This is a genomic window from Xanthomonas sp. NCPPB 2250 (assembly GCF_056725265.1).
The window spans coordinates 3,071,637-3,090,008 of record NZ_CM161520.1 but is presented as its reverse complement, the minus strand read 5'-3'; the positions used below and the strand labels follow the sequence as shown (position 1 = coordinate 3,090,008).

The following is an 18,372-nucleotide window of genomic DNA, read 5'->3' as shown; positions in this document are numbered from 1 at the left end:
GGACGCGCCATCGCTGCCTGCGGGGCAGGGCGATGCGGGGTGCGGGAAACGGCGGTGGTCACTGCTGGGCGGCGGCCTGCAGCGCGTCGAGCACGGCCTGGGCGTGGCCGGGAACCTTGACCTTGCGCCAGCTGCGGACCAGTTGGCCGGTGGGCGAGAGCAGGAAGGTGCTGCGCTCGATGCCCAGCACCTGGCGGCCGTACATGTTCTTTTCCTTGATCACGTCGAAGGCGCGGCACAGCGCCTCGTCGGCATCGCTGACCAGGGCGAAGCGGAAGCCCTGCTTGGCGCAGAAGTTGTCGTGCGACTTCACCGAGTCGCGCGACACGCCGAGCACGGTGGCGCCGGCCTGTTCGAACTGCGGCAGCAGTGCGTTGAAATCGATGCCCTCGGTGGTGCAGCCGGGCGTGCTGTCCTTCGGGTAGAAATACAGCACCAGCCAGCGGCCGGCGTAATCGCCGAGCGTGGCGTTGGCGCCGCCGGACAGCGCCAGCGGCAAGGCCAGCGTGGTGCGGTCCAGGGTATCGCCGTCCTTCATGGGGTGTCCTCCGCGTGCATCGCCATCATCTGCGTTCGATTGCGTCGGTGTCCAGCGCGGCGCACTCAGAACTTCATCGGGTCCATGATCGCGTCCAGGTTGAGGTGGTCGCAGAACTCGAGGAAGTCGTCGCGCAGGGCGGCGATGTGCATGTTCGCCGGCACCCCGATCGTCACCTGCGCCGAGAACATCTCCGCGCCGGTCTGCATGGCGCGGTAGCGCGTGCTCTGCAGGTTCTCGATGGTGATGCCCTGGCGGTCGAAGAAGTCGGCCAGCTGGAACAGGATGCCCGGTTTGTCGGCGGCGATGACTTCGACGATGTACGGCAGCAGATTGGACTGCGCCTGCTTGGCGCCGGTGCGGTACCACACCAGCTTCATGCCTTCCTCGCGGTCGAGGCGGGTGAGCATGGCTTCGAGCTTGGCCACCGAATCCCACGAGCCGGTCGCCAGCGCGGTCACCGACACGTCGCGGCCGACCGTGGCCAGGCGCGCATCGACGAGATTGCAGCCGCTGTCGGCGATGCGACGCGTCACCGGCAACAGGGGCGACTCCGGATGCGTCGTGTAGGCGTTGATCAGGAGGTGGTTTTCGGTCGGCGCGGGCCGGGGCGTGGTGTCGGTCAAAGGGGCTTCCGGCATTGCGTAAGGCTGAACGGCATCCGGGCGGTCGCCCGGCATGGTGTGCAGCATACTTGCCCGCGCTTTCGGGCCGCAAGTAACATGCGGGGCGACCCTGCCCCGCGTGCGGGGCCGACCCGTCCGCGCAGCCTGCGCGGCCCTCTTCTCCCAGCGAGCACCCGGCATCTTGTCCCTCTCCGGCATCATCACCGCCCTGGCCACGCCCTTCCAGGGCAATGGCGACCTCGACCTCGACGCCTGGCAGCGGCTGCTCAAACGTCAGCTCGACGGCGGCGTGCAGGGGCTGGTGGTGGCGGGATCGACCGGCGAGGCGGCCACGCTGCTGGACGAGGAGTACGACCGGATCCTGCGCGAGGCGGTGCAGACGATCGGCGGGCGCGTGCCGGTGCTGGCCGGGACCGGCCTGTCCGGCACCGCCAAGACCGTGGCGCTGACCCAGCGCGCCGCCGCCGGTGGCGCGCAGTACGCGCTGGTGGTGACACCGCCGTACGTGCGCCCGACCCAGGCCGGGCTGATCGCGCATTACACCGCGGTCGCCGAACAGGGCGGCCTGCCGGTGGTGCTGTACAACGTGCCCGGCCGCACCGGTTGCGACCTGCTGCCGGAAACCGTGGCGCAACTGGCGCAGCACCCGAACATCGTCGGCATCAAGGATGCCAGCAGCGACCCGCAGCGCATCGCCGCGCTCGCCGCCCTGCGCAGCGAGCGCTTCGCCGTGTTCAGCGGCGACGACGGCAGCGCCGCGCAAGCGATGCTGGCCGGCTACGACGGGCTGATCTCGGTCGCCTCCAACGCCTTGCCTCGCGCCTACCGGCGCCTGTGCGACCTGGCGCGTGCGCGCCAGACCGAGCACGCGCAGGCCTGGGATGCGCGGCTGCAGCCGTTCCATTCGTTCTGCGGCATCGAATCCAATCCGATCCCGGTCAAGGCGCTGCTGCAGCGCGCCGGGATCGGCCACGGCCTGCGGCTGCCGCTGCTGCCGCTGTCCGCGGCGCACCACGCCACGGCCGACCGACTTGCCGCCGACGCTGCCGCGTTGGAAGACCTATCCAGCCGCGAAACGCTCGCGGCCTGACTTCAGGAGATTGATTGATGCGTGCTTCCGTTCCCTACGTCCGCGTGCTGTCGGCCGCCGTCCTGGCGACCACCCTGGTCGCGGCCACCAGCGGTTGCAGCTGGTTCCACAAGGGCAAGCCGCGCGGCGATTACGCGCTGGCGCCCGACATGCGCCCGCTGGAAGTGCCGCCGGATCTGACCTCGCCCGATACCTCGGCGGCGATGAAGGTGCCGGCGCTGGCCTCGGCGCAGCGGCCTGCGGCCCCGGCCGGCCAGGCCCCGGCGGCGTCGAACAGCGGCTTCGTGGTGCCAGGGACGCGCGACCAGGTGTTCGGCCAGGTCGGCGACGCGCTGGGCGGCATCGAAGGCGTCACCATCGCCAGCCGCGCGCAGCTGCTGGGCTCCTACGACGTGGCCTACGAAGGCAGCAACTTCCTGGTGCGCGTGGTGGCGGTGGATGCCGGCGTGTACGTCTCGGCGGTGGACCCGCGCGGCCTGCCGGCCACCGGCGAAGCGCCGGTCAAGCTGATCGCGGCGTTGAAGGCCAAGCTGGGCCATTGAGCCGGTGCGGGTTCGGCGCGTGCGCCGGATCTGTTGCAGAACGCAAAACGGGCGCCGCAGTGCGCCCGTTTTCGTTCGGCGAGAAAGGAGTGCAAGGGCAAGCGCCGTTCCTTGCTTCAGCGCGACGCTGCGCGCCGTACCCTCACCCCAACCCCTCTCCCGGTGGGAGAGGGGCTTCGGCTTCTTCCTTCTTCCCTCGGGAGAAGGTGCCCCGAGGGGGCGGATGAGGGTACGTGCGAAGCCTCGCGTCCTACGAGGGTGTAACCGCGTGTCCGGTCGAGCGGCGGCAACGCGAGTTGTCAGAGGCGGCCTGAAGCCGCAGCTTGCCTCTACGGTTTTGTACGGTCTGGCGGGCGGCGCCCGGGCAGAATCCGCAGCGGGATTACTTCTGCAGCAGCGGCAGCTTGTTCGGCTTGCCGTCCCACTCGGCGGCGTCGGGCAGCGGTTCCTGGCGCGTGGTCAGCACCGGCCAGGCCTTGGCCAGTTCCGCGTTGAGCGCGACGAAACCTTCCTGGCCGGCCGGCACGTCGTCCTCCGGATAGATGGCGTTGGCCGGGCATTCCGGCTCGCACAGGGTGCAGTCGATGCACTCGTCCGGATCGATCACCAGGAAGTTCGGGCCGGCATGGAAGCAATCCACGGGGCACACTTCCACGCAGTCGGTGTATTTGCACTTGATGCAGTTTTCGGTGACGACGAAAGGCATGGCTCGATCCGGCGATTAACCCGGTGATTCTAATGCAAAGCGGCGGTTGCCGCCGTGTGTGCAAGGCGCCGGGAGGGGTACGACCGGCGCGCGTGGCTCAGCCGGCCAGGCCGCCGTGCTGCTGCGCCAGCCGATACAGGCCACGCGCGGCCAGATCTTCCGGGTGGGTGCGCACGCGGCTGCCGAGTGCGGCCAGGGCATGCGCGTAGCGCGCCAGCAGGCCGCTGCCGCCGACCAGATGCACCACCGGCGGCAAAGCCGCATGCGCGCGCAGTTCGTGGCCGATCAGCAGGCCGGACAGATAGGACGGTGCCGCGGTGCCGCTCAGGCGGTCGAACAGGCCCAGGCTGCGCACGCCGAACAGATGGTGCAACATGCCGCCGGGCTCGCCGCTGCGCTGCACGCCGGCATCGAACGCGGCCGCATCGAAGCCGCCGTCGTCGGCATCCATCAACCGCGCCAGCAGGCTGTGCGTGCGCAGCAGCGCGTACAGTTCGCCGGTCATCATCGTCGCCACCGAGGCGATGCGCCCGTCCTGCAGCGTCACCCACTTGCTGTGGGTGCCGGGCAGGCAGACGTGGTGGGTCTCGGCCGTCGGCGGTTCCTGCGCGAGCAACGCGAGCAGGCCGATCAACTGCGTCTCCTCGCCGCGCATCACGTCCGGCACGGCGTCGGCGTCGCTGGCCACGCCGGGCACGAACCACAGCGTGCGGCCGGGCAGGGCCGGATCCTGCAGCGGCTGCATCGCCGCGGCCAGCGCGGCGGCGTCGGCCGGGCAGGGCGCGTACGGCAGTTCGATCCAGCCGTTGCGGCTGCCGATCATTCCGCACAGGACGACGTCGCCGTCCCAGCCGTCGATCAGGGCGGCCAGGGTCGCCGGGAAACGGCCCTGGCAAACGGCGATGCCCTGGTCGCTGCGGCGCTGGTCAAGGATGCCGCCCTCGGCGTCGAGCCGATAGCCGCGCAGGCTGCTGGTGCCCCAATCGACGACGATCATGCGCTGGCGATGCGTCCTTCGGGCAGGCCGGCGATGCCGACCGCGGCCACGTACACGCCGCCGGCCTGCGGCGTGCGCGCCAGTTCGTCCTCGCTGTGGTCCTGCCGCGAGGTGCTGAGGAACAGGGTGCCGCCATCGGCGCCGCCGAGGGCGGGGCAGGTGGGATGCTTGACCGGCAGGGCGACGCGGCGCTCGACGCTGCCGTCGGGGCGATAGCGCACCACCTGCCAGGCGCGCCATTGCGCGTTCCACAGGTGGCCTTCGGCGTCGACGATGGCACCGTCCGGCTCGGCGCCGGCATGGTCCAGTTCGGCGAACACGCGGCTGTTGGCGGTGTGTGCGCTGTCCGGGTCGTAGTCGCAGCAGAGGATGCGCGGCTGCACCGAATCGCAGTAGTACAGGGTGCGGCCGTCGGCGCTGAAGCAGATCGCGTTGGGGATGGCCACGCCGGGGAGCGGCAGGCGGCGCAGGCCGTGGCGCGCGGACCATTGGTAGAAACTACCGACCGGCGCCTGGTCCTCGCGTTCGCTCATGGTGCCGAACACGAAGTTGCCGTGGCGATCGGCGCGGCCGTCGTTGCTGCGGGTGTCGTCGCGCTCCGGTTCCACGTCCGCCAGGTGCTGCAGCGGCAACGCGCCGTCAGTCTCGGCGGCGGCATCCGGATCGGCCGCGTACACGCCCTTGGCCAGCGCCAGCAGCAGGCGGCCGTCGTCGAACAGGCCCAGGCAGCCGGGACGATCGGGCAGGTCCCAATGACGGCTGACATTGCTGGCCGGATCGTGGCGCCACAGGCGGCGGCCGCTGATGTCGACCCAGAACAGCACGCCGCGGCGCTCGCACCACAGCATGCCTTCGCCATGCGCACAGCGGCTGTCCACCGCCAGCGTGGCGGTGTGGCGGGCCGGAAGAGAGACGTTCATCGGCTCACCACTCGGCGATGCTGCCGTCGGCGTGACGCCAGATGGGGTTGTGCCAGTCGGGTGGGTTGGCGTTGGCATGGTGCAGGCGCTCCTCGTCGATTTCCACGCCGAGGCCCGGTTTGGGCAATGCGGCGATGCTGCCGCCATTGTCGCAGGCGAAGTCGTCCTTGTTGATCACGTAGTCGAGCAGGTCGGCACCTTCGTTGTAGTGGATGCCGATGCTCTGTTCCTGCAGCACCGCGTTGTGCGAGACGAAATCCACCTGCAGGCAGGCGGCCAGCGCCACCGGGCCGAGCGGGCAGTGCGGCGCCAGGCCGACCTCGTAGGCCTCGGCCATGCTGGCGATCTTCAGGCATTCGGTGATGCCGCCGGCATGCGAGAGGTCCGGCTGCAGCAGCGACAGGCCGCCGGCCTGCAGCACCGGCTTGAAGTCGAAGCGCGAGAACATGCGCTCGCCGGCCGCCAGCGGGATCGGCGTGGACGCGGCCAGCCGCGGGTAGTACTCGGCCTGCTCGGGCAGCACCGGCTCCTCGACGAACAGCGGCTTGAACGGCTCCAGTTCGCGCAGCAGCACGCGCGCCATCGGCGCGGCGACGCGGCCGTGGAAGTCGATGCCGAAGTCGATGGCGGTGCCGAACGCCTCGCGGATCTGCGCCACCTTGGCCACCGCCGCATCCACCGCGCGCGGGCCGTCGATCAGCTTCATTTCCTCGGTGCCGTTGAACTTGAAGGTGTCGAAGCCGAGGTCGCGGTAGCCCTGGATCTGCGCGATGGTCGCCGCCGGACGGTCGCCGCCGACCCAGCGGTAGGTCTTCATGCGGTCGCGCACGCGTCCGCCCAGCAGTTCGTACACCGGCACGCCCAGCGCCTTGCCCTTGATGTCCCACAGCGCCTGGTCGATGCCGGCGATGGCGCTCATCAGGATCGGGCCGCCGCGGTAGAAGCCGCCGCGGTACAGCATCTGCCAGATGTCGTTGATCCGCGCTGGGTCCTTGCCGATCAGGCTGTCGCCGAGTTCGCGCACCGCGGCCTCGACGCTGCGCGCGCGGCCTTCGATGACCGGCTCGCCCCAGCCGGTGATGCCCTCGTCGGTCTCGACCTTCAGGAACAGCCAGCGCGGCGCGGCGTGGTAGGTGGTGAGGCGGACGATCTTCATGCGCGGTCCAGATAGGCGTGGCGGAAGGCGGCGGCGTGCGCCTGGGTCTGTGTCAGCGGCTGGCCGGGGCGGTACAGCTCGCCGCCGATGCCGGCACCGATCGCGCCGGCGGCCAGGTAGTCGTGCAGGGTCTCGGTGTTGACGCCGCCGACCACGAACAGCGGCACCTGCGCCGGCAGCACCGCGCGCAGGGCGCGCACGTGGCCGGGGCCGTAGGTGGCGGCGGGGAACAGCTTGAGCATCTGCGCGCCGGCGTCCAGCGCGTCGAACGCCTCGGTGGCGGTGGCGAAGCCGGCCACCACCTGCATCCCGCGCGCCACCGCGTGGCGGATCACCGGCGGGCGCGTGTTGGGGGTGACGATGAAGCGCGCGCCCAGATCGGCCAGCGCGTCGACGTCGCCGATCTGCAGCACGGTGCCGCCGCCGATCCAGCAGCGCTGCCCGAATGCCTGTGCGGCCGGGCCGATGCTGTCGGCCCAGCGCGGCGAGTTGAGCGGGATCTCGATCGCGTCGTAGCCGGCGTCGGCCAGCGCCCCGACGTGCGCCAGCGCGTCCTCGGGGGTGAGACCGCGCAGGATCGCGATCAGCGGGAGTCGGAACGGGGAGGCGGCGGACATCGGGATACCTGGCGGAAGCGGCGGTGACGGAAGCGCCCGGCCAGTGCGGCGCAGCGGCGGGACCGGACGGCGAGGCCGCTGCAGTCCGCACCATGCGTCGGCGCGCTGGCTCCACCCGATGGCCTCCGCTGCCGGCGGGCCGGTGCCCGACGACGGCGACGCCAGCGGGGGCGCGATGGGCCGTAGCCTGCGCGCGTGAGCTATGCTCTGCAAATGAAATTTTAGGCATATTCTATTCCGCCGCCGAATACGCGGCTCCGCTTCCCCAGGACGCCTGCCCACGATGAATGCCTCTGCCAATCCCTGGTTCAATGCCGCGCGCCTGAAGACCCGGCATCTGTTGCTGCTGCTGCAGTTGCACGAGCATCGCTCGGTGCTGCGCGCGGCCGAGGCGGCCAGCATGACCCAGCCGGCGGCGTCCAAGCTGCTGGCGGAAATGGAGGACCTGCTGGGGGTGAAGCTGTTCGAGCGCCACGCGCGCGGGGTCGAACCGACCTGGTACGGACAGGTGCTGATCCGCCGCGCGCGTGCGGCGATGTCGGAGATCGGCCGTGCCCAGGAAGAGATCGCCGCACTGTGCGAAGGGCGCATGGGCCAGGTCTCGATCGGCACCGTGGTCAATCCGGGCACCAACCTGGTGCCGCAGGCCATCGCCGAGGTCAAGCGCGAGTTCCCCGGCATCCTGGTGCGGGTGGAGATGGACTACAGCCGGCCGCTGGTGGCCAAGCTGCTCGATGGCCAGCTCGACATCGTGATCGGCCGCATCCTCGGCCCCTACGGCGCCGAGGCGCTGGAGTTCGAGCCGCTGGCCGACGAGCCGCACTCGGTGATCGCGCGCGCCGGCCACCCGCTGTCCACCCGCGCCGATCTGCGCCATTCCGACCTGGCCCGCTACGGCTGGGTGCTGCCGCCGGCCGACAGCGTGCTGCGTGCGCGCCTGGACGCGATGTTCCTGGAGCACGCGGTGCCGGCGCCGCAGAACGTCATCGAGACCTCGTCGCTGCCGGTGATGACCAGCCTGCTGCGCGGCAGCGACCTGCTGGCCGCGCTGCCGGCCGAGGCGGTGGCGCCGTATGTGCAGGCCAAGCTGCTGACGGTACTGCCGATCACGCTGGGCGTGCGCATGGAATCGTTCGGCATCGTGCGCCGTCGCGACTATCTGTTGCCGCCTGGCGCCGAACGCGTGTTGCTGGCGTTGCGCAATGCGGCCAAGCGGCTGTATCCCGAGCGGGCGACAAGCGTCTGAATGCCGCCGCGGGCGCTGCGATGTCGCAACCGGACGATTTCGTAGACATGCTGTGGTGCGCATCCCGCTAGTCTGGAATCGCATAGCTTGACGGGAATTTTTCATTTGTTTCACGCCAGGTGCATTCCTAGTCTCGGCCGATCGCGCTAGCGACCGACCTGCCACTCTGCGCAGCGGCGCCATCCGATACGGCAGCGGCTGAGACCGACGCCGTCACAACTCGCAGGACGGCGCCCTGGTGCGACCGTCGCCCGTGTCTGTGTGCATGTCTCCTGGGAGGGAAACAGCATGGCATCGCAGCATTCTTGTGGTCCGGCTCTGCCGACCGCAGCGTCACGTCGTCCCCGTGTTTTGCCGCGTTCGCTCATCGCGCTGAGCATCGGCCTGCTGCTCAGCGCACAGGCACTGGCGCAGGAAGCAGAGCCTGCGAACGCGCCGCCTGCCGCCCGCAAGAAGGGCGACCCGGTGACCCAGCTGGACGCGGTCGAGGTCAAGGGCGTGCGCGGCAGCCTGATCAAGTCGCAATCGATCAAGCACGATGCCGAGCAGATCGTCGATTCGGTCAGCGCCGAGGACATCGGCGCGTTGCCGGACCGCAGCGTCACCGAGACCCTGCAGCGGGTCAGCGGCGTGACCATCGATCACTTCATGGCGCGCAACGATCCGGACCACTTCTCGGCCGAAGGCAGCGGAGTGATGATCCGCGGCATGACCCAGGTGCGCGGCGAACTCAACGGCCGCGACAGCTTCAGCGCCGCCAGCGGGCGCGGGCTCAGTTTCGAGGACGTGCCGGCCGAGCTGATGGCCGGCGTGGACGTGTACAAGAACCCGTCGGCGGAGATCATCGAAGGCGGCCTCGGCGGCACGGTCAACCTGCGCACGCGCATGCCGTTCGACCAGCCGGGCCGGGTGATCGGCTTCACCGCCGACGCCAACTACGGCGATCTGAGCAAGACCTACAAGCCGTCGGGCTCTTTCCTGTTCAGCGATCGCTGGAACACCGGGCTCGGCGAGATGGGCCTCATGCTGGATGTCGCGCATTCGGAACTGGCCACGCGCAGCGACGGTATCCAGGTCGAGCCGTTCGTGCGTCGCACCGATCCCGCGTTGCTGGCCGGCACCACGTTCGACAAGGTGTACGTGCCGGGTGGGGTCAACTGGCGGCAGATGGACTTCGAGCGCAAGCGCAAGGGCGTGGCGGCCGCGTTCCAGTGGCGCCCGAGCGACGCCACCGACATTTATGTGCAGTACCTGCGCTCGTCCTACGACATGAACTGGCGCGACCGCGCCGCGTTCTTCAACGACGACACCAACGCCATCGTGCCGGCGCCGGGCACCACCTTCACCTACGACAGCGAAGGCCGGTTCGTCAGCGGCTCGCCGGTGTCCAACTCCTGGCGCGGCAACGTCACCGGCAACGACGGCGTGCGCTTCTACACCGACAACCGCTATGCCCAGCAGAGCACCACCACCTCCGACCTGTCCGGCGGCTTCAGCCATCGCCTGACCGACCGGCTGACCGTGCGCGGCGACATGCAACTGGTGCGCTCGCAGAGCGACGTGCTGGATTTCACCTTGTTCAGTTCGATCTACCTACCGGGCCTGAACGTGGACCTCGGTGGCCGCTACCCGGCGGTGACCCTGGCCGACCCCGGTTACACCGCCAACCCCTCCAACTATTTCTGGAGCGCGGCGATGGACCACCTGGCGAAGAACCGCGGCCGCGAGCTGGCCACGCGCTTCGACCTGGAATACAGCTACGACGACAACCCGTGGCTGCGTACCTTCCGCGCCGGCATCCGCGCCACCGATCGGACCCAGACCAACAAGAATTCCGGCTACAACTGGGGCGTGATCACCGACAACTGGGCCACCATCCCCGGCCCGGCGACCGGCCTGGCCGACCTGGCCAGCTACATGACCGCCTCGTCGTCGCTGTACACCTACTCGAACCTGTTCCGCGGCAAGGTGAACGTGCCGACCCAACTGGTCTTTCCGCGCAACAGCGCGGTCAAGGACTACGCCGGCACCTCGGCGTTGATCGAGCAGATCGTCGCGCTGCGCGGTGATGGCTGGTCCCCGGACCAGTACCAGTTGCAGGACACCAACCGCCAGTTCGAGCGCACCCAGGCCGCATACATGGTGATGTACTTCGGCAACGACGACGCGCTGGGCGTGCCGGTGGACGGCAACATCGGCGTGCGCGTGGTGCAGACCAAGACCGAGGCAGCGGGCTACGGCCAGTACCCGGACCTCTCCGCCACCTCGGCCTCCGGCGACCTCAAGTCCCGGTACTACGGCCAGTACTTCCAGAACTACGCGCAGGGCCGCTACACCGACGTGCTGCCGAGCTTCAACCTGCGCTTCAAGTTCTCCGATGCGCTGCAGCTGCGCCTGGCCGCGTCCAAGGCGATGGCGCGGCCGGACTACACCCAGTTGCAGCCATACCTGCTGTTGGCGGCCACCATGAACGACGACGGCTCGCCGAAGGACTGGACCGGCACCGCCGGCAATCCCAACCTCAAGCCGATGAAGGCCGACCAGTACGACGCCGCGCTGGAGTGGTACTTCGACAGCAGCGACATGATGTACCTGACGCTGTTCTACAAGAGCGTCAAGGACTATTTCTCCAACCAGACCGTCACCGAGAACTACGGCGGCCAGGATTTCCTGGTGACGCGCCCGTACAACATGGACAAGGGCCGCATCCGCGGCTTCGAGTACGGCTACACTCAGTTCTTCGATTCGCTGCCGGGCTGGATGAGCGGCTTCGGCGTCAATGCCAACTTCACCTTCGTCGACAGCAGCGGCGGCGTGAACACGGCCACCGATCCGTACACCAAGACCACCGTGACCGGCGTGGCGTTGCCGCTGGAAGGCCTGTCGCGGCGCAGCTACAACCTCGCCGGCATCTACGAGAAGGGACCGCTGTCGGTGCGCCTGGCCTACAACTGGCGCTCGCGCTACCTGCTCACCGCCAGCGACGTGGCGACCAAGCTGCCGACCTGGTCGGACGACTACGGCCAGCTCGACGGCTCGGTGTTCTACCGCTTCACCCCGCACCTGCAGTTGGGCATCCAGGCCAACAACCTCACCAACGCGGAGACCAAGGTGCTGATGGGGCCGACCTCGTACAGCGACGGCGAGGTCGACCGCCGCCTGTACACGCGCAGCTGGTTCGTCAACGATCGCCGCTACTCGCTGGTATTGCGCGCCAACTGGTAGGCGCGCAGCAATCTCCGGCGCGCGGTCCGCCTGCGGCGAGGCGGGCGGCCGCCGGCTTTTCCCCCGACGCAGGAACCGCTCATGACAAAACCGCTGCATCCCACCGTTCGCCGCCTGGCGCTGCTGGCGCTGGCGTTCGCGTCATGGCCGGCCGCGGCGGAACTGCAACTGCCCTTGCTGTTCGCCGACGGCGCCGTCCTGCAGCGCGATGCGCCGATTCCCGTGTGGGGCTGGGCCACGCCCGGCGCACGCATCCAGGTGCGCCTGGACGGCGCCAGCGCCAGTGCGGTCGCGGGCGCCGATGGCCGCTGGCAATTGCAGTTGCCGGCGCATGCGGCCGGTGGCCCGTACCTGCTGGAGGTGCAGGGCGACGGCAGCCAGCGCCGCATCGGCGACGTGCTGATCGGCGACGTGTGGCTGGCCAGCGGCCAGTCCAACATGGAGTGGCCGCTGGCGCAGGCGCGCGACGGCGCACGCGAAGTGGCGGCGGCGACGGATCCGCAGCTGCGCAACTTCAAGGTGCCCAAGGCCTGGGCGGCGCAGCCGCAGCCACGGCTGCCCGGCGGTAGCTGGGTTGCGGCCACACCGGCCACCGCTGGCGCGTTCTCGGCGGTGGCGTATTTCTTCGCGCGCGATCTGCGCCAGCACACCGGCGTGCCGATCGGCATCATCGACAGCACCTGGGGTGGCAGCGCGATCGAGGCGTGGATGGACGCGGCCTCGCCGGGCGTGGACGCGGCGCAGGTACGTACGCGCATCGCGCAGATGCAGGCCAAGGACGCACAGGATCTGGGCGAGACCCGGCGGCGCCTGGCGCGCTGGCCGCAGGCGACGGACGCGCAGGCGGACGCTGGTTGGGCGGCCGCCGATCTGGACGACCGCGACTGGGATCGCCAACCGCTGCCGGGGCTGTGGGAGCAGCACGGTTACGTCGGCATGGACGGCGTCGCCTGGTACCGCAGCACTTTCACCCTTAGCGCGGCCGAGACCAAGGCCGGTGCGGTCGTGGGGATCGGGCCGGCGGACGATGCCGACACCACTTACGTCAACGGCGTGGAGGTCGGCCACACCGAAGGGCGCTACACCGAGCCGCGCCGCTATCGCGTGCCGCCCTCGGCGCTGCGTGCCGGGGTCAACCACGTCGCGATCCGGATCCTGGATAACGGCGGCTTCGGCGGCATTCCCGGCGATGCGGCGGCGTTCTTCGTGCAGCCCGACGGCGGCCAGCCGCTTTCGCTCGCCGGCGACTGGCGGTTCCGTCCGGGCAAGGTCACCCTGGCCGCCAACGACGACAAGAACCAGATCCCGACGTTGCTGTACAACGCGATGATCCATCCCTTGCAGCCGTTCCCGGTCAAGGGCGTGATCTGGTACCAGGGCGAGAGCAACGCCTACCCGTATGGCGCGCTGCGCTACCGCGAGCAGTTCGCGTCGTTGATCGGGCGCTGGCGGCAGGAGCGCGGGCAACCGCAACTGCCGTTCCTGTGGGTGCAACTGGCCAACTGGAAGGCCGGCAACGACCAGGGCGACCTGAGCCCCTGGGCGCAGCTGCGCGAGTCGCAGACCCGGACGCTGGCGCTGCCGGCGACCGGGCAGGCGGTGACCATCGACATCGGCATGCCGGACAACATCCATCCCACCAACAAGCAGGACGTGGGGCATCGCCTGGCGCTGGCCGCGCGGCACGTGGCCTATGGCGAAACGCTGGTCTACAGCGCACCGATGTTCGCGCATGCCACGTTTGCCGACGGCCAGGCGCGGGTAATGTTCGACATGATGGGCAGCGCGCTGGCGGTGCGTGGTGGCGGCACTGTGGTGCGTGGCTTCGCCCTGGCCGGCGCCGATCGTCGCTTCCATCCGGCGCAGGCACGCATCGAGGGCGACCAGGTAGTGGTGCGCAGCGACGAAGTGCCGCAGCCGCAGGCGCTGCGCTACGCCTGGAGCGAAAACCCCGAAGACGCCGACCTGGTCAACCGCGAGCAGTTGCCGGTCGGCCCATTCCGCACCGACAGCTGGTGAGGCAGGGCAAGCGCCTGATGCGAGGAACCTGGCCGCAGCCGCGCGTCGTACGCCGCGGATGGGTATTGCAGTGCCTGCTGTCGTTGCTGCTGGCCGCCTGCCAGGCCGCGCCAAATGCATCGCCGGCCCATGCGCGCGCTGCTGCCGCCACCGCCGCGCCATCGGCGCAGGCACAGGTGCCGATCCCACGCCTGGTCAGCACCAATGGCCGCCACGCGCTGCTGGTCGATGGCGCGCCGTTCCTGATTCTCGGCGCGCAGGTCAACAATTCCAGCAACTATCCGGCAGCGCTGGCGCAGGTGTGGCCGGCGATCCGCGCGCTGGGGCCGAACACGTTGCAGGTGCCGATCGCCTGGGAACAGGTGGAGCCGGAAGAGGGGCAGTTCGATTTTTCCTTCGTCGACACGCTGCTGGCGCAGGCGCGCACGCAGCGGGTGCGGCTGGTGCTGCTGTGGTTCGGCACCTGGAAGAACAACGGCCCCAACTACACGCCGCACTGGGTCAAGACCGACGATGCGCGCTTCCCGCGGGTGGTCGCGCGCGACGGGCGGCGCCTGGGTTCGCTGTCGCCGCTGGCGCCGGCCACGCTGGAGGCCGATCGCAAAGCGTTCGTCGCCTTCATGCGCCATCTGCGCCAGGCCGATCCGCAGCGCACCGTGATCATGGTGCAGGCCGAGAACGAGCCGGGCACCTATGGCAGCGTGCGCGACTTCTCGCCCATGGCCCAGCGCGTGTTCGACGGGCCAGTTCCACAGGCGCTGCTGCAGCGGCTCGGCAAGCCGGCTGGCAGTTGGGCGCAGGTGTTCGGCGCCGAGGCCGACGAGATCTTCCACGCCTGGCACATCGCGCGCTTCATCGACCGCGTCGCCGAGGCCGGCAAGGCCGCGTACCCCTTGCCGGTCTACGTCAATGCGGCATTGCGCGGCCCGTTCAATCCCGGCCAGCCGGGGCAGTACGCCAGCGGCGGCCCCACCGACAACGTGCTGGACGTGTGGAAGGCGGCGGCGCCGCACATCGATCTGTTGGCGCCGGACATCTACATGCCCGAGTACCCGCTGTACACCACGGTGCTGCAGCGTTACGCGCGGGCCGATAACGCACTGTTCGTCGCCGAGACCGGCAACCGCCCCGAGTACGCGCGCTACCTGTATCCGGCGCTGGGCCACGACGGCATCGGCTGGTCGACCTTCGGCATCGACTACAGCGGCTACTCCAACTATCCGCTCGGCGCCAAGCGCGTAGACGCGCAGACGCTGGCGCCGTTCGCGCTGGGTTACCGTGCGGTGGGCATGGGCATGCGTGTCTTCGCCAAGGCTGCCGCCGCGGGCAAGTTGCATGGCACCGCCGAGGCGCCGGGCCAGGCCGTGCAGGAGCTGCCGCTCAACGCGCGCTGGAGTGCCACCATCACCTATGGCGTGCCGCAGTTCTGGTTCCAGGGCGAGCCGCCCGGCAATCCCGCGCCGATCGGCGCGGCGCTGATCGCCGAACTCGGTCCGGACACCTTCCTGGTCACCGCCCAGCACGCTCGAGTGACCCTGCATCCGGCCAGCGCGGCGACCGCGAACATGCTCTACGACCGGGTCGAGGAGGGCGTGTACGACGGCGAGCAATGGCGCTTCCGGCGCAACTGGAACGGCGACCAGACCGATTACGGGCTGAATTTCTCCGACGTGCCGCAATTGCTGCGCGTCACGCTGGCGACCTACTGACGACGCGGCGGCGCCAGCGGCGCCGTGTTGCGCGACCATCCAAGGGAGTGAACATGCACAACGCGAACCGTCACCTGCCGCCCTCGTTGCCGCGCCTGTTGCTGCTGTCGCTGTCACTTTTCGCGGGGTCAGCCGCCGCGCAGCAGGTGACCCGCGAGGCCGACGGCGTCACCGTGCATCCCAGCGCCAAGGACGCAGCGCCGGTGCGCCTGCAGGTGATCGACCGCGGCATCGTCCGGGTCAGTGCCGATCCGACCGGCACGTTCCAGCGTACGCCCAGCCTGATGCGGGTGCCGGTGCAGGGCGACACCGGCTTTACGCTGGAGCAACACGGTGAGACGGTGCAGCTCAAGACCGCCAGGCTGACCGCGCAGGTCTCCACCGTCGACGGCCATGTCGGCTTCACCGATGCGCACGGCACGCCCTTGCTGGCCGAAGTGGCGGGCGGGCGCAGCTTCGCGCCGCTGCAGGTCGAAGGGCGCGACTACCTGAGCGTGCGCCAACGCTTCGTCTCGCCGCCCGACGAGGCCTTCTACGGGTTCGGTCAGCACCAGCAGGGCTGGATGAATCAGAAAGGCCGCAACGTCGAACTGCTGCAGAGCAATCTCGACATGGCGGTGCCGTACCTGGTGTCCAGCCGCAACTACGGCATCCTCTGGGACAACAATGCGATCACCCGCTTCGGCGATCCACGCGGGCTGCAGCCGCTGCCGGCGACGCTGCGCCTGTACGATGCGCACGGCAAGCCGGGCGCGCTCACCGCGCACTACGCGATCGACGGCAAGGCGGTACTGGAGCGCCGCGAGCCCGAGATCGACTACCAGTACATCAAGGACCTGGCGAAGTTTCCCGCAGTGGCCAAGCCCGGCGACAAGCGTCGCATGCAGGTGCGCTGGGAAGGCCAGATCGAGGCCGAGCGTGGCGGCACGCACACCTTTTCGCTGTATGCCAGCGAGTACGCCAGGTTGTGGGTCGACGGCAAGCTGCTCGTCGACCGCTGGCGGCAGAACTGGAATCCCTGGCACCACGAGTTCGCGTTGCAGCTGCAGCCCGGCCAGCGGCATACGCTGAAAGTCGAGTGGGATCTGATCGATCCCAGCTACATCGCGCTGCTGCATCGCGACCCGCTGCCGGCGGCCGAGGCCGGTGATCTGTCGCTGTGGTCCGAAGCGGGGCAGATGATCGACTACTACGTCGTCGCCGGCGACAACGCCGACCAGGTCATCGCCGGCTACCGCACGCTGACCGGCAAGGCGGTGTTGCTGCCGAAGTGGGCCTATGGCTTCTGGCAGAGTCGCGAGCGCTACAAGACCCAGGACGAACTGCTCGGCGCGCTGGCCGAGTACCGCCGGCGGCAGTTGCCGATCGACAACATCGTGCTCGACTGGTCGTACTGGCCCGAGAACGCCTGGGGCTCGCACGACTTCGACCGCAGCCGTTTCCCCGATCCGGACGGCATGGTCAACACGGTGCACGCCAGCCACGCGCAACTGATGATCTCGGTCTGGCCGAAGTTCTACCCGAGCACGCACCACTACAAGGAACTGGACGCGGCCGGGCACATCTACCGGCGCAATGTCGAGGTGGGCGAGCTGGACTGGATCGGCAAGGGCTACACCAACGCCTTCTACGATCCGTACGCGGCCGACGCGCAGGCGATCTACTGGCGGCAGATCGACGAAAAACTCAATCGCAAGGGCATCGATGCCTGGTGGCTGGATGCCGACGAGCCCGACGTGCATTCCAATCTGGACATCGCCGAGCGCAAGGCGCGCACCACGCCGACCGCGCTGGGGCCGTCCACCGAGTTCTTCAATGCCTATCCGTTGCCGCACACCCACGGCGTCTACGCCGGCGACCGCGCCGCCGATGGCAAGCGTGTGTTCATCCTCTCGCGCAAGGGCTATGCCGGCATCCAGCGCAACGCCGTGGCGGTGTGGAGCGGCGACATCGCCTCGCGCTGGGAGGACATGCGCGAGCAGATCTCCGCCGGTGTCAACGTGTCGATGTCGGGCCTGCCGAACTGGACCTTCGACATCGGCGGCTTTGCGGTGGAGAAGCGCTACGAAAACCAGGATCCGGCGCATCTGCCCGAGTGGCACGAGCTCAACACGCGCTGGTTCCAGTTCGGCGCGTTCGTGCCGCTGTTCCGCTCGCACGGCCAGTTCCCGTACCGCGAGATCTGGAACATCTCGCCGGAGGGCACGCCGTACTACGCCAGCATGGCCTACTACAGCCGCCTGCGTTACGCGCTGCTGCCCTACATCTACACGCTCGCCGGCGACACCTTCCACCACGACGGGGTGATGATGCGCGGCCTGCCGATGGACTTCCCGCACGACCCCAAGGTTGCCGACATCGACGACGAGTACCTGTTCGGCCCGGCGTTCCTGGTGGCGCCGGTGACCCGCTTCGGCGCAACCTCACGCAAGGTGTACCTGCCGGCGGGCACCGACTGGATCGACTTCAACAGCGGCGCGCGCCACGCCGGCGGCCAGACCATCGACGCCGCCGCGCCGCTACAACGCATGCCGCTGTTCGTGCGCGCCGGCGCCATCGTGCCGATGACCCGCGTGCAGCAGTACGTCGACCAGACCCCGGATGCACCATTGACCGTGGTGGTCTACACCGGTGCCGACGGCCGCTTCTCGCTGTACGAGGACGACGGCACCGGCTACGGCTACGAGCAGGGCGAGTTCAGTCGCATCCCGCTGCAGTGGGACCAGGCCAGGGGCGTGCTGCGCATCGGGACGCGCGAGGGCCGCTGGCCGGGCATGCAGGAACGACGCACCATCCACGTGCGCTTCGTCGATGGTCCGCGCGAAGATGCCGGTGCGCTCGAACCCAAGGCCGACGCCACGGTGGAGTACCGCGGCGAGAGCGTCGAGGTGCCGCACGTCAGCGCCGGTCGTGCCGGTGTGGCCGGCGCCGGATGAGTGTGGCGCCAGGCCGGCGAGGCGAGGGCCAGCCTCCTTGCGTCG

General features: G+C 69.3%; 14 protein-coding genes. 7 read left to right on the top strand and 7 right to left on the bottom strand.

Annotated elements, in window-relative coordinates; all coding sequences use genetic code 11:
- Positions 1–58: 58 nt before the first annotated feature.
- Entirely contained in the window at positions 59–538 is a 480-nt protein-coding gene (locus AC1PMG_RS12105) for a peroxiredoxin (RefSeq protein ID WP_481109048.1), read from the bottom strand.
- Between the two features lie 65 nt (positions 539–603).
- Positions 604–1,179, bottom strand: coding sequence for a glycine cleavage system transcriptional repressor (locus tag AC1PMG_RS12100; RefSeq protein ID WP_087943489.1), 576 nt, complete (start codon positions 1,177–1,179; stop codon positions 604–606).
- A gap of 166 nt (positions 1,180–1,345) precedes the next feature.
- Here AC1PMG_RS12100 and dapA point away from each other — a divergent pair, with 166 nt between their 5' ends.
- Both dapA and AC1PMG_RS12090 read left to right on the top strand, forming a co-directional pair.
- Positions 1,346–2,254, top strand: a complete 909-nt coding sequence (dapA, locus tag AC1PMG_RS12095) for a 4-hydroxy-tetrahydrodipicolinate synthase (protein ID WP_481109047.1) — start codon at positions 1,346–1,348, stop codon at positions 2,252–2,254.
- A 17-nt stretch (positions 2,255–2,271) separates the two neighbouring features.
- Positions 2,272–2,796, top strand: coding sequence for a hypothetical protein (locus AC1PMG_RS12090; RefSeq protein WP_010343910.1), 525 nt, complete (start codon positions 2,272–2,274; stop codon positions 2,794–2,796).
- A gap of 382 nt (positions 2,797–3,178) precedes the next feature.
- Here AC1PMG_RS12090 and fdxA read toward each other — a convergent pair whose 3' ends face one another.
- The 5 genes from fdxA to AC1PMG_RS12065 all read right to left on the bottom strand — a co-directional run bounded on the left by fdxA (position 3,179) and on the right by AC1PMG_RS12065 (position 7,192).
- A complete protein-coding gene (fdxA, locus tag AC1PMG_RS12085; protein WP_017909525.1) occupies positions 3,179–3,502 on the bottom strand; it encodes a ferredoxin FdxA in 324 nt (107 codons plus the stop codon).
- A gap of 97 nt (positions 3,503–3,599) precedes the next feature.
- A complete protein-coding gene (locus AC1PMG_RS12080; protein WP_481109046.1) occupies positions 3,600–4,499 on the bottom strand; it encodes a 2-dehydro-3-deoxygalactonokinase in 900 nt (299 codons plus the stop codon).
- Positions 4,496–5,419 carry an SMP-30/gluconolactonase/LRE family protein gene (locus AC1PMG_RS12075; RefSeq protein WP_481109045.1) on the bottom strand — a complete coding sequence of 308 codons (924 nt, stop codon included), beginning with the start codon at positions 5,417–5,419 and terminating at the stop codon, positions 4,496–4,498. Before AC1PMG_RS12075 ends, AC1PMG_RS12080 begins: the two co-directional genes overlap by 4 nt.
- Before the next feature lie 4 nt (positions 5,420–5,423).
- Complete coding sequence (gene dgoD / locus AC1PMG_RS12070) at positions 5,424–6,575, bottom strand: galactonate dehydratase (protein WP_481109044.1); 1,152 nt, start codon at positions 6,573–6,575, stop codon at positions 5,424–5,426.
- Positions 6,572–7,192, bottom strand: coding sequence for a 2-dehydro-3-deoxy-6-phosphogalactonate aldolase (locus tag AC1PMG_RS12065; RefSeq protein ID WP_342073267.1), 621 nt, complete (start codon positions 7,190–7,192; stop codon positions 6,572–6,574). The genes dgoD and AC1PMG_RS12065 overlap by 4 nt, the downstream gene beginning before the upstream one ends.
- A gap of 283 nt (positions 7,193–7,475) precedes the next feature.
- On the opposite strand from AC1PMG_RS12065, the gene AC1PMG_RS12060 reads away from it, so the two are divergent.
- From AC1PMG_RS12060 to AC1PMG_RS12040, 5 genes are all read left to right on the top strand, one after another.
- Positions 7,476–8,438 carry a LysR substrate-binding domain-containing protein gene (locus tag AC1PMG_RS12060; protein ID WP_481109043.1) on the top strand — a complete coding sequence of 321 codons (963 nt, stop codon included), beginning with the start codon at positions 7,476–7,478 and terminating at the stop codon, positions 8,436–8,438.
- Between the two features lie 288 nt (positions 8,439–8,726).
- Positions 8,727–11,663: a TonB-dependent receptor gene (locus tag AC1PMG_RS12055; RefSeq protein ID WP_481109042.1), complete on the top strand. Its 2,937-nt coding sequence runs from the start codon at positions 8,727–8,729 to the stop codon at positions 11,661–11,663.
- A gap of 81 nt (positions 11,664–11,744) precedes the next feature.
- The gene (locus AC1PMG_RS12050; protein ID WP_481109041.1) at positions 11,745–13,682 is read left to right on the top strand and encodes a sialate O-acetylesterase; all 1,938 of its coding nucleotides are present in this window, start codon (positions 11,745–11,747) and stop codon (positions 13,680–13,682) included.
- Positions 13,683–13,699: 17 nt separating this feature from the next.
- A complete protein-coding gene (locus tag AC1PMG_RS12045) occupies positions 13,700–15,391 on the top strand; it encodes a DUF5597 domain-containing protein (protein ID WP_481109040.1) in 1,692 nt (563 codons plus the stop codon).
- Positions 15,392–15,444: 53 nt separating this feature from the next.
- The gene (locus AC1PMG_RS12040) at positions 15,445–18,327 is read left to right on the top strand and encodes a TIM-barrel domain-containing protein (RefSeq protein WP_481109039.1); all 2,883 of its coding nucleotides are present in this window, start codon (positions 15,445–15,447) and stop codon (positions 18,325–18,327) included.
- Positions 18,328–18,372: the final 45 nt, after the last annotated feature.

Coding starts and splice junctions, on each gene's coding strand:
- AC1PMG_RS12105 (WP_481109048.1), bottom strand. CDS start 538: ATGAAGGACGGCGATACCCTGGACCGCACCACGCTGGCCTTGCCGCTG.
- AC1PMG_RS12100 (WP_087943489.1), bottom strand. CDS start 1,179: ATGCCGGAAGCCCCTTTGACCGACACCACGCCCCGGCCCGCGCCGACC.
- AC1PMG_RS12090 (WP_010343910.1), top strand. CDS start 2,272: ATGCGTGCTTCCGTTCCCTACGTCCGCGTGCTGTCGGCCGCCGTCCTG.
- fdxA (WP_017909525.1), bottom strand. CDS start 3,502: ATGCCTTTCGTCGTCACCGAAAACTGCATCAAGTGCAAATACACCGAC.
- AC1PMG_RS12080 (WP_481109046.1), bottom strand. CDS start 4,499: ATGATCGTCGTCGATTGGGGCACCAGCAGCCTGCGCGGCTATCGGCTC.
- AC1PMG_RS12075 (WP_481109045.1), bottom strand. CDS start 5,419: ATGAACGTCTCTCTTCCGGCCCGCCACACCGCCACGCTGGCGGTGGAC.
- dgoD (WP_481109044.1), bottom strand. CDS start 6,575: ATGAAGATCGTCCGCCTCACCACCTACCACGCCGCGCCGCGCTGGCTG.
- AC1PMG_RS12065 (WP_342073267.1), bottom strand. CDS start 7,192: ATGTCCGCCGCCTCCCCGTTCCGACTCCCGCTGATCGCGATCCTGCGC.
- AC1PMG_RS12060 (WP_481109043.1), top strand. CDS start 7,476: ATGAATGCCTCTGCCAATCCCTGGTTCAATGCCGCGCGCCTGAAGACC.
- AC1PMG_RS12055 (WP_481109042.1), top strand. CDS start 8,727: ATGGCATCGCAGCATTCTTGTGGTCCGGCTCTGCCGACCGCAGCGTCA.
- AC1PMG_RS12050 (WP_481109041.1), top strand. CDS start 11,745: ATGACAAAACCGCTGCATCCCACCGTTCGCCGCCTGGCGCTGCTGGCG.
- AC1PMG_RS12045 (WP_481109040.1), top strand. CDS start 13,700: ATGCGAGGAACCTGGCCGCAGCCGCGCGTCGTACGCCGCGGATGGGTA.
- AC1PMG_RS12040 (WP_481109039.1), top strand. CDS start 15,445: ATGCACAACGCGAACCGTCACCTGCCGCCCTCGTTGCCGCGCCTGTTG.